The sequence below is a fragment of the Mycobacterium sp. NGS58 genome (assembly GCF_059812385.1).
Map to the genome: position 1 here is coordinate 131,006 of NZ_JCALCO010000014.1, position 13,277 is coordinate 144,282.

Below are 13,277 nucleotides of genomic sequence, written 5' to 3' on the forward strand. Positions count from 1 at the left end.
CGTTTATATCTGCAAACCGCCGACGACTACTTAAGGGCTGCTTAAGGGAGACCGACGGGGTTGCCGATAACATCGCTCCCATGACGAGCGTTACCGACCACACTGCGGAACCGGCCGCCGAGCACCACATCGACATTCACACCACCGCGGGCAAGCTGGCCGAGCTGCACAAGCGGCGCGAAGAGTCACTGCACCCGGTGGGCGAAGAGGCCGTCGAGAAGGTGCACGCCAAGGGCAAGCTGACCGCCCGCGAACGCATCCTCGCCCTGCTCGACGAGGACTCGTTCGTGGAACTCGACGCGCTGGCCCGCCACCGCAGCAAGAACTTCGGCCTGGAGCACAACCGCCCGCTGGGCGACGGTGTGATCACCGGCTACGGCACCGTCGACGGCCGCGACGTGTGCATCTTTAGCCAGGACGCCACGGTGTTCGGCGGCAGCCTCGGCGAGGTGTACGGCGAGAAGATCGTCAAGATCCAGGATCTGGCGATCAAGACCGGTCGTCCGCTGATCGGCATCAACGACGGCGCGGGCGCACGGATCCAGGAGGGCGTCGTCTCGCTGGGCCTGTACAGCCGCATCTTCCGCAACAACATCCTGGCCTCTGGCGTCATCCCGCAGATCTCGCTGATCATGGGGGCCGCCGCCGGTGGCCACGTCTACTCCCCCGCCCTGACCGACTTCGTGGTCATGGTCGACCAGACCAGCCAGATGTTCATCACCGGACCCGACGTCATCAAGACCGTCACCGGTGAGGACGTCACCATGGAGGAGTTGGGCGGCGCCCACACCCACATGGCGAAGTCGGGCACCCTGCACTACGTCGCGTCCGGCGAGCAGGACGCCTTCGACTGGGTCCGCGACCTGCTGAGCTACCTGCCGCCCAACAACGCCACCGACGCGCCGCGCTACGCCGAGCCGCATCCCCCGGGCGCCATCGAGGACAACCTCACCGACGAGGACCTCGAGCTGGACACCCTGATCCCGGACTCGCCCAACCAGCCCTACGACATGCACGAGGTGATCACCCGCATCCTCGACGACGACGAGTTCCTCGAGATTCAGGGCGGCTACGCGCAGAACATCGTCGTCGGATTCGGCCGGATCGAGGGCCGCCCGGTCGGGATCGTGGCCAACCAGCCGACCCAGTTCGCGGGCTGCCTGGACATCAACGCCTCGGAGAAGGCCGCCCGATTCGTGCGGACCTGCGACTGCTTCAACATCCCGATCATCATGCTGGTGGACGTCCCGGGCTTCCTGCCCGGCACCGGCCAGGAGTACAACGGCATCATCCGCCGCGGCGCCAAACTGCTGTTCGCCTACGGCGAGGCCACGGTCCCGAAGATCACCGTCATCACCCGCAAGGCCTACGGCGGCGCCTACTGCGTGATGGGGTCCAAGGACATGGGTTGCGACGTCAACCTGGCGTGGCCGTCGGCGCAGATCGCGGTGATGGGCGCCTCGGGCGCGGTCGGGTTCGTCTACCGCAAGCAACTGAGCGAGGCCGCCAAGGAGGGCAAGGACGTCGACGCGCTGCGGCTGCAACTGCAGCAGGAGTACGAAGACACCTTGGTCAACCCGTATGTCGCCGCCGAGCGAGGTTACGTGGACGCGGTGATTCCGCCGTCGCACACCCGGGGTTACATCGGCACGGCGCTGCGCCTGCTGGAACGCAAGATCTCCCACCTGCCCCCCAAGAAGCACGGGAACATTCCCCTATGACCGAGCCGACCGACGACGTGCAGATCGATGGGACCGCGGACGCTTCGCAGCCGCATGCGCACGAGCCGCACATCCAGATCCTCAAGGGTCAGCCCACCGCCGAGGAGGTGGCCGCGCTGGTCGCGGTGCTGGGCTGCGCCGGCGGGGCGCCGGAGCCCGAACAGCCCGAGCGAACCCGCTGGGGTTTGCCGGTCGACCGGTTGCGCTTCGCGATGACCAACTATCAGCGGCTCACGTTCCAGCAAATGACCCACATGAGGCATTGACCCGCCTGGTGCTGGCGTCGGCATCGGCCGGCCGGCTCAAGGTGCTGCGCCAGGCCGGCGTCGATCCGCTGGTCGTGGTCTCCGGCGTCGACGAGGATGCCGTCGCGGCCGCGCTGGGCCCGGACGCGTCCCCGCGCGACGTGGTGTGCGCCCTGGCGCGGGCTAAGGCCGAACAGGTGGCGGGCGATCTCGACGGCGACGTCGCGGCCGATTGCGTTGTCATCGGCTGTGATTCGATGCTGTCCATCGACGGCCGGCTGTGCGGGAAACCGGGATCGGCCTATGCCGCCGCGAGCCAGTGGCGGCTGATGGGTGGCCGCTCCGGCGAACTGCACACCGGGCATTGCCTGCTGCGGCTGCGTGACGCTGCCATCACCCACCGCGAAGTCGAATCACAATGCACGACAGTGCGTTTCGCCATACCAGCGGATGAGGACCTGCGAGCGTATGTCGCCCACGGTGAACCGTGGCACGTGGCCGGCGGCTTCACCCTAGACGGCCTGGGCGGCTGGTTCGTCGACGGCATCGACGGCGACCCGTCGAACGTGATCGGCGTCAGCCTGCCGCTGCTGCGGACGCTGCTGGCGCGGGCCGGGTTGTCGGTGTCCGCGCTGTGGGCCGGCAACCAGCCCTGGCGGTAGGCTCGGCAGCGTGGCATTACCTCCCGATCCAAGCCCGACATTGCAGGCGTACGCCCACCCGGAGCGACTGGTCACCGCCGACTGGCTGTCCGCTAACCAAGGCACGCCCGGCCTGGCGATCGTCGAATCCGACGAGGATGTCCTGCTCTACGACGTCGGTCATATCCCCGGCGCGGTGAAGGTCGACTGGCACACCGACCTCAACGACCACCGGGTCCGTGACTACATCGACGGCGCGCAGTTCGCGGAGCTGATGGACCGCAAGGGCATCGCCCGCGACGACACCGTGGTGATCTACGGCGACAAGAGCAACTGGTGGGCGGCGTATGCGCTGTGGGTGTTCACGCTGTTCGGACACCCCGACGTGCGGCTGCTCAACGGCGGCCGGGACCTCTGGCTGGCCGAACGCCGGGAGACCACGTTGGACGTGCCCACCAAGACATCAAGCGGATACCCCGTCGTCACCCGCAACGACGCACCCATCCGCGCATTCAAGGACGACGTGCTGGCCATTCTCGGCAGCGAGCCGCTGATCGACGTGCGCTCGCCGGACGAATACACCGGCAAGCGCACGCACATGCCCGAGTACCCCGAGGAAGGCGTGCTGCGCGGCGGCCACATCCCCACCGCCCGGTCGATTCCGTGGGCCAAGGCGGCCGACGAGAGCGGGCGGTTCCGCAGCCGCGAGGAGCTCGAAGAGCTGTACAGCTTCATCGAGCCGGACGACAAGACGGTCGTCTATTGCCGCATCGGCGAACGCTCCAGCCACACCTGGTTCGTGCTGACGCACCTGCTCGGCAAGCCAGGGGTGCGCAACTATGACGGATCCTGGACGGAATGGGGCAACACCGTGCGCACACCGATCGTCGCGGGTGAAGAGCCGGGCACCGTCGAGGTCTGATGGCGCCGCGATGAGTATGCCCGCGCCGCTGGCAGAGGTGGTGTCCGACTTCGCCGAAGTAGAGGGCCAGGACAAGCTCGCGCTGCTGCTGGAGTTCGCCAACGAACTCCCGGCGCTGCCGTCCGACCTCGAAGAAGCGGCCATGGAGCCGGTGCCCGAATGCCAGACCCCGCTGTTCCTGCACGTCGATGCCCGTGACCCCGAGCGGGTGCGGCTGCACTTCAGTGCGCCGGCCGAATCGCCGACCACGCGCGGGTTCGCGTCGATTCTGGCCGCCGGCCTGGACGAGCAGCCGGCCGCCGACATCCTGGCCGTGCCCGAGGATTTTTACGCCGACCTCGGGCTGGCCGCTCTGATCAGCCCGCTACGGCTGCGGGGCTTGTCGGCGATGCTCGCCCGGATCAAGCGCAGGCTGCGCGAGAGTGCCTAGAAAACCACAAAATTCCGGACCGCCTCGTCGGGCCGAACGGCGCGGCGCTTAGACTTCCCGAGAACTCGTTGTAAGAAATTCTCTTAGAGAAGTCCGCAGAAATACGTCTGCGGATATGCCAAACAGGAGGCGCAGTGGCTAGTCACGCCAGCTCGAGGATCTCCAAGGTGCTCGTCGCCAACCGCGGCGAAATCGCAGTCCGGGTGATCCGCGCGGCCCGCGATGCGGGCCTGTCCAGCGTGGCGGTGTACGCCGAGCCCGACGCTGACGCGCCGCACGCGCGCCTGGCCGACGAGGCGTTCGCTCTGGGGGGCCAGACCTCCGCGGAGTCCTACCTGGACTTCGGCAAGCTGCTCGACGCGGCGGCCAAGTCGGGCGCCAACGCCGTGCACCCCGGCTACGGGTTCCTGTCAGAGAACGCCGATTTCGCGCAGGCGGTCATCGACGCCGGGCTGATCTGGATCGGCCCCAGCCCCCAGTCGATCCGTGACCTCGGTGACAAGGTCACCGCCCGCCACATCGCCGCCCGCGCCCAGGCGCCCCTGGTGCCCGGCACACCCGACCCCGTCAAGGACGCCGACGAGGTGGTCGCCTTCGCCGAGGAGTACGGCGTGCCGATCGCCATCAAGGCGGCCTTCGGCGGCGGCGGCCGCGGCATGAAGGTGGCCCGCACCATCGAGGAGATCCCGCACCTGTACGAGTCGGCGGTCCGCGAGGCCGTCGCCGCCTTCGGCCGCGGCGAGTGCTTCGTGGAGCGCTACCTGGACAAGCCGCGCCACGTCGAGGCGCAGGTGATCGCCGACCAACACGGCAACGTGATCGTCGCCGGCACCCGCGACTGCTCGCTGCAGCGCCGCTTCCAGAAGCTGGTGGAGGAGGCTCCCGCTCCGTTCCTGACCGACGCGCAGCGCAAGGAGATCCACGAGTCGGCGAAGCGGATCTGCAAGGAGGCGCACTACTACGGCGCAGGGACCGTCGAATACCTGGTCGGCCAGGACGGCCTGATCTCCTTCCTGGAGGTCAACACCCGTCTGCAGGTCGAGCACCCGGTCACCGAGGAGACCGCCGGCATCGACCTGGTGCTGCAGCAGTTCAAGATCGCCAACGGCGAGAAGCTGGACCTCACCGAGGACCCCACGCCGCGCGGGCACGCCATCGAGTTCCGGATCAACGGCGAGGACGCCGGACGCGGCTTCCTGCCCGCGCCCGGCCCGGTCACCCGGTACGACATCCCGACCGGCCCCGGCGTCCGCCTGGACTCGGGTGTCGAAGCCGGCTCGGTCATCGGCGGTCAGTTCGACTCGATGCTGTCCAAGCTGATCGTGTACGGCGCCACCCGCGAGGAGGCGCTCGCGCGCTCCCGCCGTGCCCTGGACGAGTTCCATGTCGAAGGCCTGGCCACGGTCATCCCGTTCCACCGCGCCGTGGTGTCCGACCCGGCATTCATCGGTGACGGCGACGGCTTCTCGGTGCATACCCGATGGATCGAGACCGAGTGGAACAACACCATCGAACCCTTCACCGGCGGCGAGCCGCTGGACGAAGAGGACGCCCGGCCGCGCCAGAAGGTTGTCGTGGAGGTCGGCGGTCGCCGGCTCGAGGTGTCGCTGCCCGGGGACCTGGCGCTGTCCAGCGGTGGAGCGGCGGACCCGGCCGGCGTCATCCGCAAGAAGCCCAAGGCGCGCAAGCGCGGGGCGCACGCGGGCGCGGCTGCTTCCGGGGACGCGGTGACCGCACCCATGCAGGGCACCGTGGTCAAGGTCGCGGTCGAGGAAGGTCAAGAGGTTGCCGCGGGCGACCTGGTGGTGGTGCTCGAGGCGATGAAGATGGAGAACCCGGTCACCGCGCACAAGGACGGTGTCATCACCGGACTCGCGGTCGAGGCGGGCGCCGCCATCACTCAGGGCACGGTCCTCGCCGAAATCAAGTAGCGCTCCCTGAGAGTTTTCCCAGACTGCGTTGTCGACCCTGGCTATCGCGCGTAGTGTCTCGGACAAGGTTGAGTTCACAGCCGCCCGGGATACGTCGGTGACGTGGGGGTAGGCGGAATTCCTTCTTCTCCGAACTTTTTTCACCTCGCTGACGTATCCACAGCATGATCTCCCCGAATGGGATGGAGTCAGCAATGTCTGTGGCGCAATCATGGCAACAAAGCCGCACAGCACAATTCACCGCCCGCTGGGGCCCGACCGGAACCCTGATCACGGTGGACGGCGAGCTCGACGCGGCCAACGCCGATCAACTGATCGCGTACGTGCAGCAGAGCACCAGCCGCTCGCGGCGGGTGATCCTTGACCTGCGCGGCCTCAAATTCATTGGCACTGCGGGCTTTTCGGCCCTGCACCGGATCAACGTGGCATGCTCGGGCGCTCAGGTGTCCTGGGCCATGGCGCCGAGTCCGGCGGTAGCCAGGTTGCTGCGGGTCTGCGACCCGGACGCGACGCTGCCGGTGACGACGCAGCGGGCCGAGCCGCTGCTGGAGCCGTTGTGGGTTGAAGAGCCCCGGCCGCTACTGCAACTGGTCACGGAGCCGCGTTAGCGACTTCGCCAGTAGCCGCGACACGTGCATCTGGGAGATGCCGACCCGATCGGCGATCTGCGTCTGCGTCATCGACTCGAAGAATCGCAGCACCAGCACCGTCCGTTCCCGCTCGGGCAGCGCCTCGAGCAGCGGACGCAACGATTCCTGATCCTCGATCCGGTCCAGGCCGGTGTCGACGTCACCGAGGGTGTCCGCGATCGCGCGGGCTTCCTCTTCCTCGCCGCCGCCACCGCTGTCGATGGACAGGGTGTTGTACGAGCTGCCCGCCACCAGCCCCTCGACCACCTCTTCGCGGTCCATGTCCAACTCCGCGGCGAGTTCCGTCGCGGTGGGCGCCCGGCCCAGCCGCTGCGACAGATCGGCGGTGGCGGTGCCCAGCCGCAGGTGCAGTTCCTTGAGCCGCCGCGGGACCTTGACCGACCAGCTGTTGTCGCGGAAGTGGCGGCGAACCTCCCCCATGATCGTGGGCACCGCGAAGGACACGAAGTCCGAGCCGGCGTCGACGTCGAACCGGACCACCGCGTTGACCAATCCGACGCGCGCCACCTGAACCAGGTCGTCACGCGGTTCGCCGCGGCCCTCGAAACGGCGCGCGATGTGGTCGGCGAGCGGCAGGCAGCGCTCGACGATCTTGTCCCGTTGACGTTGAAATTCCATCGAGTCGGGCTTGGTAGCGGCCAACTCACGGAACATGTCCGGAACATCGGCGTATTCGTTCGGACGAGAAACCGAACCGCCGGCAGCTCGCGCTGTCACCTGCTGGAGGCCGCCCGTCGCGCCGTCAGTGTGATGCCGAAAACACTGCCGGTTTCATTGGGTTCGCGACCGTCATGGAAGGTCTGGACGTCGTCGGCGAGCGACGTCAGCACATGCCAACTGAAGCTTCCGGGCGCCACCACGTCGTGAGTGTCGCATGCCGCGGAAGCTTCCACTACCAATTGGTCGTCCTGGGGGTCGACCACGACGATCAGGGTTGCGTCGGGGGTGGCCGAACGAATCAACCGGGTGCACACTTCGTCGACCGCGAGCCTCAGGTCCGCCACCGCATCGAAATCCAGGTCCTCGAAGGTGCCGATGGCACCGACCAGGGTGCGCAGCATCGCCAGGTTCTCCAGTCGCGCAGCTACGTGAAGTTCGACGGCGCGATGGCCGCGCGGACGCCTTTTAGCGTGCGATCCAGCATCGTTCATATGGTCTCCCGGCAATGTTTGACTGACACTACTACTGCTCCGCAGTCCGCCCTGGACCTCGCGTTCGAGCCGGTTAGTCATGGTCGCCGCCGGGTATTGGGCCCGCTGTCGCCGGGCTTGGCACGACCGACAGAATCGCGCCGCGCCGACACCGGCGCTTCGCGGTGATCGCCGGGGTCACGCTGGTCATATCGATAGTCGTCGCAGTAGGCATATACATCGGTGTATCCGTGATTCCGTCCCCCATGATGGGGTGACCACGCAACCGTTCCGGCACTCATCATGGTGCAAACCTGATACCCACAAGTTCAGGCCCGTAATCCCGCAATCATCCGCGCATGCGCAATATCACACCGCGCGACGTCGCGGCAGGTCACGCAGAAAAAACACGATCGAGGGCGGCGTGCCGATTGGTCGGCGGCCCGCCCTAACTCGCCGGCCGTTGCCGGTACACGTCCGGATGTTCGGTGTACCAGCGATCGCAAATCCGGCGAATCCGGCGGTGCTCCACCGCCAGCCAGGCCAGCCCCAGCACCGCGGCGATGACCCCGAGGATCCCCGCCGTCATGCCCTCGTGGTGATGTCCGCTGCCGAAGGCCGCAAGGCTGCCGCAGGTCCCGATCACGCCTGCGACGACTAGGAGGTATCCGGGCCAGTGCAAAACGTCGATCAGCGACTCGCCGGCGAGCGGCCGTGTTGTCCTCAGATGGTCGACGGGGTCGTGGTAGGTGTCTCCCATAGCTGCTCCTCACCGCACCTTCAACGTTAGATCGCGGGAGGACAAACCTAAAGGGCCAGTACCGGACCGGCGATCGGCGCCACGCCCATGGCGACCATCAGCGCCATCGCGGTCAGCAAGAACCAGCCCGCGCCGTGCCAGCCCCACCAGGTCCCCCTGGCCTTCCAGACCAGATAGGTGCGCACGAAAGCCCATATCCCGGCGCCGAACGCGATCAGCGGACCCCCGAACGCCAGCAATGTGCGCTGCGGTGGCCCGCACGCCACCGTGTCCACGCTCACCCCCGGGCAGGTGCTGACCCACACCGCGGCGATCAACAGGAAGCCGACGGCGGCCAGCGTGGACAGGACGGCGAAACGGATGGCGGCGTGCACCTCGCCGTCCTCCTGGCCCAGGCGATCACCGCCCGATCGCGCGTCCGCTTTCTGCATCGTTGTTCACCTCCCCGTCGGAAACCCGCGCTGAGTTCATCGCTCGCTACGTCGCATTAGTTACATGGCGGCAGTGCCTGCGCTGGTAGCTGCGGAAAGCGCACGAATTCACATACCCCGCGGCAAACCCCCGTAAACGGGATCATTGCTGGCAGGCCGAGGGTGTTCCGGCGCAGACCGCGAGCGGCCACCGGGACGTTTGCACCCATCCTGTACCTGCCTGCCCAACGACGAGCCAGACGATGCCATCGCGCTCAACGATGCTGCGCCGCAAGGTCTTTGCCTTCAATCCGCACCACCGATGTCGGCGAGTCGGAGCGGTTTCTGACCGAATCCGACTGCCCAGTAGCCGATGTCGGCATCGGCACCTCCGGAGCGGAGATCGGCGGCGTGTTCGGCGGTAAGCGGGAGGGTAGCCGCGGGCGCGAATCCCGCACGGCCGGCCGGAAGGCCTGCGTGCGCCAAAGTGCCGACACCGTCAATTATTCCGGTGACTTATCGCTGGCCCGGGGCGTGAAGCCCGATGAAAGCAAAGTGGCTGGCGGCTCATGGCGCATGGGTACTATCTGACACATGCCAACTGCCCGCAGGCGCTTGTCTCCCGAGGATCGACGCGCTGAGCTGCTCGCTCTCGGAGCGGAGGTCTTCGGGAAGCGGCCCTACGACGAGGTCCGCATCGATGAGATCGCGGAACGCGCCGGAGTGTCCCGGGCCCTGATGTACCACTACTTCCCCGACAAGCGCGCATTCTTCGCGGCGGTCGTCAAGGACGAGGCCGACCGCCTGTACGAGAACACCAACATGGACGACGTGACCGGTCTGACCATGTACGAGGAGATCCGGGCCGGCGTGCTGGCCTACATGGCTTACCACCAGCAGAACCCGGAGGCCGCGTGGGCCGCGTACGTCGGCCTGGGCCGGTCCGATCCGGTCCTGCTGGGCGTCGAGGACGATGCCAAGAACCGTCAGAGGGATCACATCATGTCCCGGATCAACCGGTTGCTCGCCGAGCTCAACGCGCCCAGCATGGCGCCCGACGTCGAGCGGCACCTGCGGGTGATCCTGAACGGCTGGCTGGCCCTGACCTTCGAGATCTGCCGGCAACGGATCATCGACCCCACCACCGACGCCGAGAAGCTGGCCGACGCCTGCGCGCACGCGCTGCTGGACGCGATCGCACGGGTTCCGGAGCTCCCGGAGGAACTCACAGGGGCGATGTCCACGTCGCGCCTGTGAGCGGAGCGGCGTCTTGTCGGTGGCCGTTGGCACGATGGACAGGTGAGCACTCGCGCTGAATCCGGGCCGTCCGGCCGCCCCGACCCGTTGGGCCGGTTCAGCGCGATCACCCGCGAGTGGTTCACCAGCACCTTCGACGCACCGACCACCGCGCAGGCCGACGCTTGGAACGCCATCGCCGACGGCAACAACACCCTGGTGATCGCGCCCACCGGCTCGGGCAAGACGCTTGCGGCGTTCCTCTGGGCGCTGGATAGTCTCGCCGGCTCCACGGAGCGCCCGCCCGGCACGCGCGTGCTCTACGTCTCTCCGCTCAAGGCGCTGGCGGTCGACGTCGAGCGCAACCTGCGCACTCCCCTGGCCGGGCTCACCCGCATCGCCGAACGGCACGGCCTGCCGCGACCGGACATCAGCGTCGGAGTCCGTTCCGGCGACACCCCGCCCGCCGCCCGTCGCCAACTGATCAACCGACCGCCCGACGTGCTGATCACCACTCCCGAGTCGCTGTTTCTGATGCTCACCTCGGCCGCCCGCGAGACCCTGGCCGGCGTCCAGACGGTGATCGTCGACGAGATCCACGCCATCGCCGCCGGAAAGCGCGGCGCGCACCTGGCCGTGTCGCTGGAGCGTCTCGACGCGCTGCGGGCGGACAAACCCGCGCAGCGCATCGGATTGTCGGCCACGGTGCGTCCGCCCGAGGAACTCGCGCGGTTCCTGTCCGGGCAGGCGCCGACGACCATCGTGGCCCCGCCGTCGGCCAAGACGGTCGAGCTCAGCGTGCAGGTGCCGGTGCCCGACATGGCCAACCTGGCGAACAACACCATCTGGCCCGACGTCGAGAACCGCCTGGTCGACCTGATCGAATCGCACAACTCCACGATCGTCTTCGCCAATTCGCGGCGGCTGGCCGAGCGACTTACCGCCCGCCTCAACGAGATTCATGCGGAACGCAGCGGGGTGGAACTGACCACGGACGCCAATCCGAAGGTGGCCGGCGGCGCCCCGGCGCACATCATGGGCAGCGGGCAGACCTACGGCGCCGACCCGATACTGGCCCGCGCCCACCACGGTTCGGTGAGCAAGGAACAGCGCGCCCTGGTCGAAGAGGACCTGAAACGCGGGCTGCTCAAGGCGGTGGTGGCCACCTCGAGCCTGGAGCTGGGTATCGACATGGGCGCCGTCGATCTGGTGATCCAGGTGGAGGCGCCGCCTTCGGTGGCCAGCGGCCTGCAACGCATCGGCCGCGCCGGCCACCAGGTCGGCGAGGTCTCGCAGGGTGTGCTGTTCCCCAAGCACCGCACCGACCTGATCGGCTGTGCGGTCAGCGTGCAGCGCATGCTCACTGGCCAGATCGAAACCATGCGGGTGCCGGCCAATCCGCTCGACATCCTGGCGCAGCAGACCGTGGCGGCGGCCGCGCTGGAACCGTTGGACGCCGACCGGTGGTTCGACACGGTTCGGCGCGCCGCGCCGTTTGCGACGCTGCCGCGCAGCGTGTACGAGGCCACCCTGGACCTGTTGAGCGGCAAGTACCCGTCCACCGAATTCGCCGAGCTGCGACCGCGGTTGGTGTACGACCGCGACACCGGCACGCTGACCGCCCGCCCCGGCGCGCAACGGCTGGCCGTGACGTCCGGGGGCGCCATCCCCGATCGGGGGCTGTTCACCGTCTACCTCGCCTCCGAGGCCGAAAAACCTTCGCGGGTCGGCGAACTCGAAGAGGAAATGGTCTACGAGTCGCGTCCCGGCGATGTCATCTCGCTTGGCGCCACCAGCTGGCGCATCACCGAGATCACCCATGACCGGGTGCTGGTGATCCCCGCACCCGGCCAGCCGGCCCGGTTGCCGTTCTGGCGCGGCGACGGCCTGGGCCGCCCCGCCGAGCTGGGCGCCGCGCTCGGCGCGTTCACCGGCGAGCTGGCCGGCTTGAAGCGGGAGGCCTTCGACACGCGTTGCGCCGGACTGGGTTTCGATGCATACGCGACCGACAACCTTAGGCGCCTGCTCGACGAGCAGCAAAGCGCCGCCGGGGTGGTGCCCACCGACACCACCCTGCTGGTCGAGCGGTTCCGTGACGAACTGGGCGACTGGCGGGTGATCCTGCACTCGCCGTACGGCCTTCCGGTGAACGGACCGCTGGCGCTCGCGGTGGCCCGCCGGCTGCGCGAACGCTACGGCATCGACGAGAAACCCACCGCGTCCGACGACGGCGTCGTGGTGCGCCTGCCGGACATGTTGTCCGACACCGGGGACACCCCGCCCGGTGCCGACCTCTTCGTCTTCGACGCCGAGGAGATCGACGCGATCGTCACCGCCGAGGTGGGCGGTTCGGCACTGTTCGCCTCACGGTTCCGCGAGTGCGCGGCCCGGGCCCTGCTGTTGCCGCGCCGGCACCCGGGGCGCCGCTCGCCGTTATGGCAGCAACGCCAGCGCGCCGCACAGTTACTGGAGGTGGCCCGCAAATACCCCGACTTCCCGGTGGTGCTGGAGACCATCCGTGAGTGCCTGCAGGACGTCTACGACGTGCCGGCCCTGGCCCTGCTGATGACGGGTATCGCGCAGCGTCGGGTGCGGGTGCTCGAGGTCGAGACGCAGCGGCCGTCGCCGTTCGCGGCGTCGCTGCTGTTCGGCTACGTCGGCGCGTTCATGTACGAGGGCGACAGCCCGCTGGCCGAGCGCCGGGCCGCCGCACTCTCGCTGGACAGCACGCTGCTGGCCGAGCTGCTGGGCCGGGTGGAGCTGCGCGACCTGCTCGATCCCGAGATCATCGCCTCGACCGGCCGTCAGCTTCAGCACCTTTCGGCCGACCGGGCCGCCCGTGACGCCGAAGCCGTCGCGGACCTGCTGCGGCTGCTGGGCCCGCTGACCGAGCAGGAGGTGGCCGCCCGCACTGACGTCACCGACGGCAAAAGCGTTGCCGGCTGGCTGGAGGGGCTGCGCGCGGCGCGCCGCGCGCTCACCGTGTCGTTCGCGGGCCGCAGCTGGTGGGTGGCCATCGAGGACATCGGCCGGCTGCGCGACGGCATCGGCATCGCGGTTCCGCTCGGGGTGCCTGCCGCCTTCACCGAGGAGGTCGCCGACCCGCTGGGCGAATTGCTGGGTCGCTACGCGCGCACCCACACCCCGTTCACCACCGCCGAGGCGGCCGCCCGGTTCGGGCTGGGTCTACGAGTGACCGCC

The 13,277-nt window shown here is 68.2% G+C and carries 13 protein-coding genes; 9 read left to right on the forward strand and 4 right to left on the reverse strand.

Annotated elements, in window-relative coordinates:
- Positions 1 to 80: 80 nt before the first annotated feature.
- From AC5Y4H_RS15385 to AC5Y4H_RS15415, 7 genes are all read left to right on the forward strand, one after another.
- The gene (locus tag AC5Y4H_RS15385; protein ID WP_499983034.1) at positions 81 to 1,721 is read left to right on the forward strand and encodes an acyl-CoA carboxylase subunit beta; all 1,641 of its coding nucleotides are present in this window, start codon (positions 81 to 83) and stop codon (positions 1,719 to 1,721) included.
- Positions 1,718 to 1,987, forward strand: coding sequence for an acyl-CoA carboxylase subunit epsilon (locus AC5Y4H_RS15390; RefSeq protein WP_499983035.1), 270 nt, complete (start codon positions 1,718 to 1,720; stop codon positions 1,985 to 1,987). The genes AC5Y4H_RS15385 and AC5Y4H_RS15390 overlap by 4 nt, the downstream gene beginning before the upstream one ends.
- Positions 1,984 to 2,628, forward strand: coding sequence for a Maf family protein (locus AC5Y4H_RS15395; RefSeq protein WP_499983036.1), 645 nt, complete (start codon positions 1,984 to 1,986; stop codon positions 2,626 to 2,628). Before AC5Y4H_RS15390 ends, AC5Y4H_RS15395 begins: the two co-directional genes overlap by 4 nt.
- Before the next feature lie 10 nt (positions 2,629 to 2,638).
- Complete coding sequence (locus AC5Y4H_RS15400; protein ID WP_499983037.1) at positions 2,639 to 3,529, forward strand: sulfurtransferase; 891 nt, start codon at positions 2,639 to 2,641, stop codon at positions 3,527 to 3,529.
- Positions 3,530 to 3,539: 10 nt separating this feature from the next.
- Positions 3,540 to 3,959, forward strand: a complete 420-nt coding sequence (locus AC5Y4H_RS15405) for a SufE family protein (protein WP_499983038.1) — start codon at positions 3,540 to 3,542, stop codon at positions 3,957 to 3,959.
- 134 nt (positions 3,960 to 4,093) lie between these two features.
- Positions 4,094 to 5,890 carry an acetyl/propionyl/methylcrotonyl-CoA carboxylase subunit alpha gene (locus tag AC5Y4H_RS15410; RefSeq protein WP_499983039.1) on the forward strand — a complete coding sequence of 599 codons (1,797 nt, stop codon included), beginning with the start codon at positions 4,094 to 4,096 and terminating at the stop codon, positions 5,888 to 5,890.
- Positions 5,891 to 6,072: 182 nt separating this feature from the next.
- Positions 6,073 to 6,498, forward strand: coding sequence for an STAS domain-containing protein (locus AC5Y4H_RS15415; protein ID WP_499983055.1), 426 nt, complete (start codon positions 6,073 to 6,075; stop codon positions 6,496 to 6,498).
- Here the strand turns inward: AC5Y4H_RS15415 and AC5Y4H_RS15420 are convergent.
- From AC5Y4H_RS15420 to AC5Y4H_RS15435, 4 genes are all read right to left on the reverse strand, one after another.
- Positions 6,469 to 7,257: an RNA polymerase sigma factor SigF gene (locus AC5Y4H_RS15420; RefSeq protein WP_499983040.1), complete on the reverse strand. Its 789-nt coding sequence runs from the start codon at positions 7,255 to 7,257 to the stop codon at positions 6,469 to 6,471. The genes AC5Y4H_RS15415 and AC5Y4H_RS15420 overlap by 30 nt on opposite strands.
- A complete protein-coding gene (locus AC5Y4H_RS15425; RefSeq protein ID WP_499983041.1) occupies positions 7,254 to 7,691 on the reverse strand; it encodes an ATP-binding protein in 438 nt (145 codons plus the stop codon). The genes AC5Y4H_RS15420 and AC5Y4H_RS15425 overlap by 4 nt, the downstream gene beginning before the upstream one ends.
- Before the next feature lie 427 nt (positions 7,692 to 8,118).
- Positions 8,119 to 8,430 (reverse strand): protein UsfY, encoded by a 312-nt coding sequence (usfY, locus tag AC5Y4H_RS15430; protein WP_067355828.1) that lies wholly within the window; start codon positions 8,428 to 8,430, stop codon positions 8,119 to 8,121.
- Positions 8,431 to 8,477: 47 nt separating this feature from the next.
- Positions 8,478 to 8,861, reverse strand: coding sequence for a hypothetical protein (locus AC5Y4H_RS15435; RefSeq protein WP_499983042.1), 384 nt, complete (start codon positions 8,859 to 8,861; stop codon positions 8,478 to 8,480).
- A 573-nt stretch (positions 8,862 to 9,434) separates the two neighbouring features.
- On the opposite strand from AC5Y4H_RS15435, the gene AC5Y4H_RS15440 reads away from it, so the two are divergent.
- Both AC5Y4H_RS15440 and AC5Y4H_RS15445 read left to right on the forward strand, forming a co-directional pair.
- Positions 9,435 to 10,097: a TetR/AcrR family transcriptional regulator gene (locus tag AC5Y4H_RS15440; protein WP_499983043.1), complete on the forward strand. Its 663-nt coding sequence runs from the start codon at positions 9,435 to 9,437 to the stop codon at positions 10,095 to 10,097.
- 42 nt (positions 10,098 to 10,139) lie between these two features.
- Positions 10,140 to 13,277 (forward strand): DEAD/DEAH box helicase (locus AC5Y4H_RS15445; protein ID WP_499983044.1); only part of this gene is annotated, 3,138 nt, incomplete at its 3' end.

Excerpts from the sequence above, each read along its gene's own strand:
- usfY (WP_067355828.1), bottom strand. The coding sequence starts at position 8,430 with ATGGGAGACACCTACCACGACCCCGTCGACCATCTGAGGACAACACGG.
- AC5Y4H_RS15390 (WP_499983035.1), top strand. The coding sequence starts at position 1,718 with ATGACCGAGCCGACCGACGACGTGCAGATCGATGGGACCGCGGACGCT.
- AC5Y4H_RS15385 (WP_499983034.1), top strand. The coding sequence starts at position 81 with ATGACGAGCGTTACCGACCACACTGCGGAACCGGCCGCCGAGCACCAC.
- AC5Y4H_RS15405 (WP_499983038.1), top strand. The coding sequence starts at position 3,540 with ATGAGTATGCCCGCGCCGCTGGCAGAGGTGGTGTCCGACTTCGCCGAA.
- AC5Y4H_RS15415 (WP_499983055.1), top strand. The coding sequence starts at position 6,073 with ATGGAGTCAGCAATGTCTGTGGCGCAATCATGGCAACAAAGCCGCACA.
- AC5Y4H_RS15435 (WP_499983042.1), bottom strand. The coding sequence starts at position 8,861 with ATGCAGAAAGCGGACGCGCGATCGGGCGGTGATCGCCTGGGCCAGGAG.
- AC5Y4H_RS15440 (WP_499983043.1), top strand. The coding sequence starts at position 9,435 with ATGCCAACTGCCCGCAGGCGCTTGTCTCCCGAGGATCGACGCGCTGAG.
- AC5Y4H_RS15425 (WP_499983041.1), bottom strand. The coding sequence starts at position 7,691 with ATGAACGATGCTGGATCGCACGCTAAAAGGCGTCCGCGCGGCCATCGC.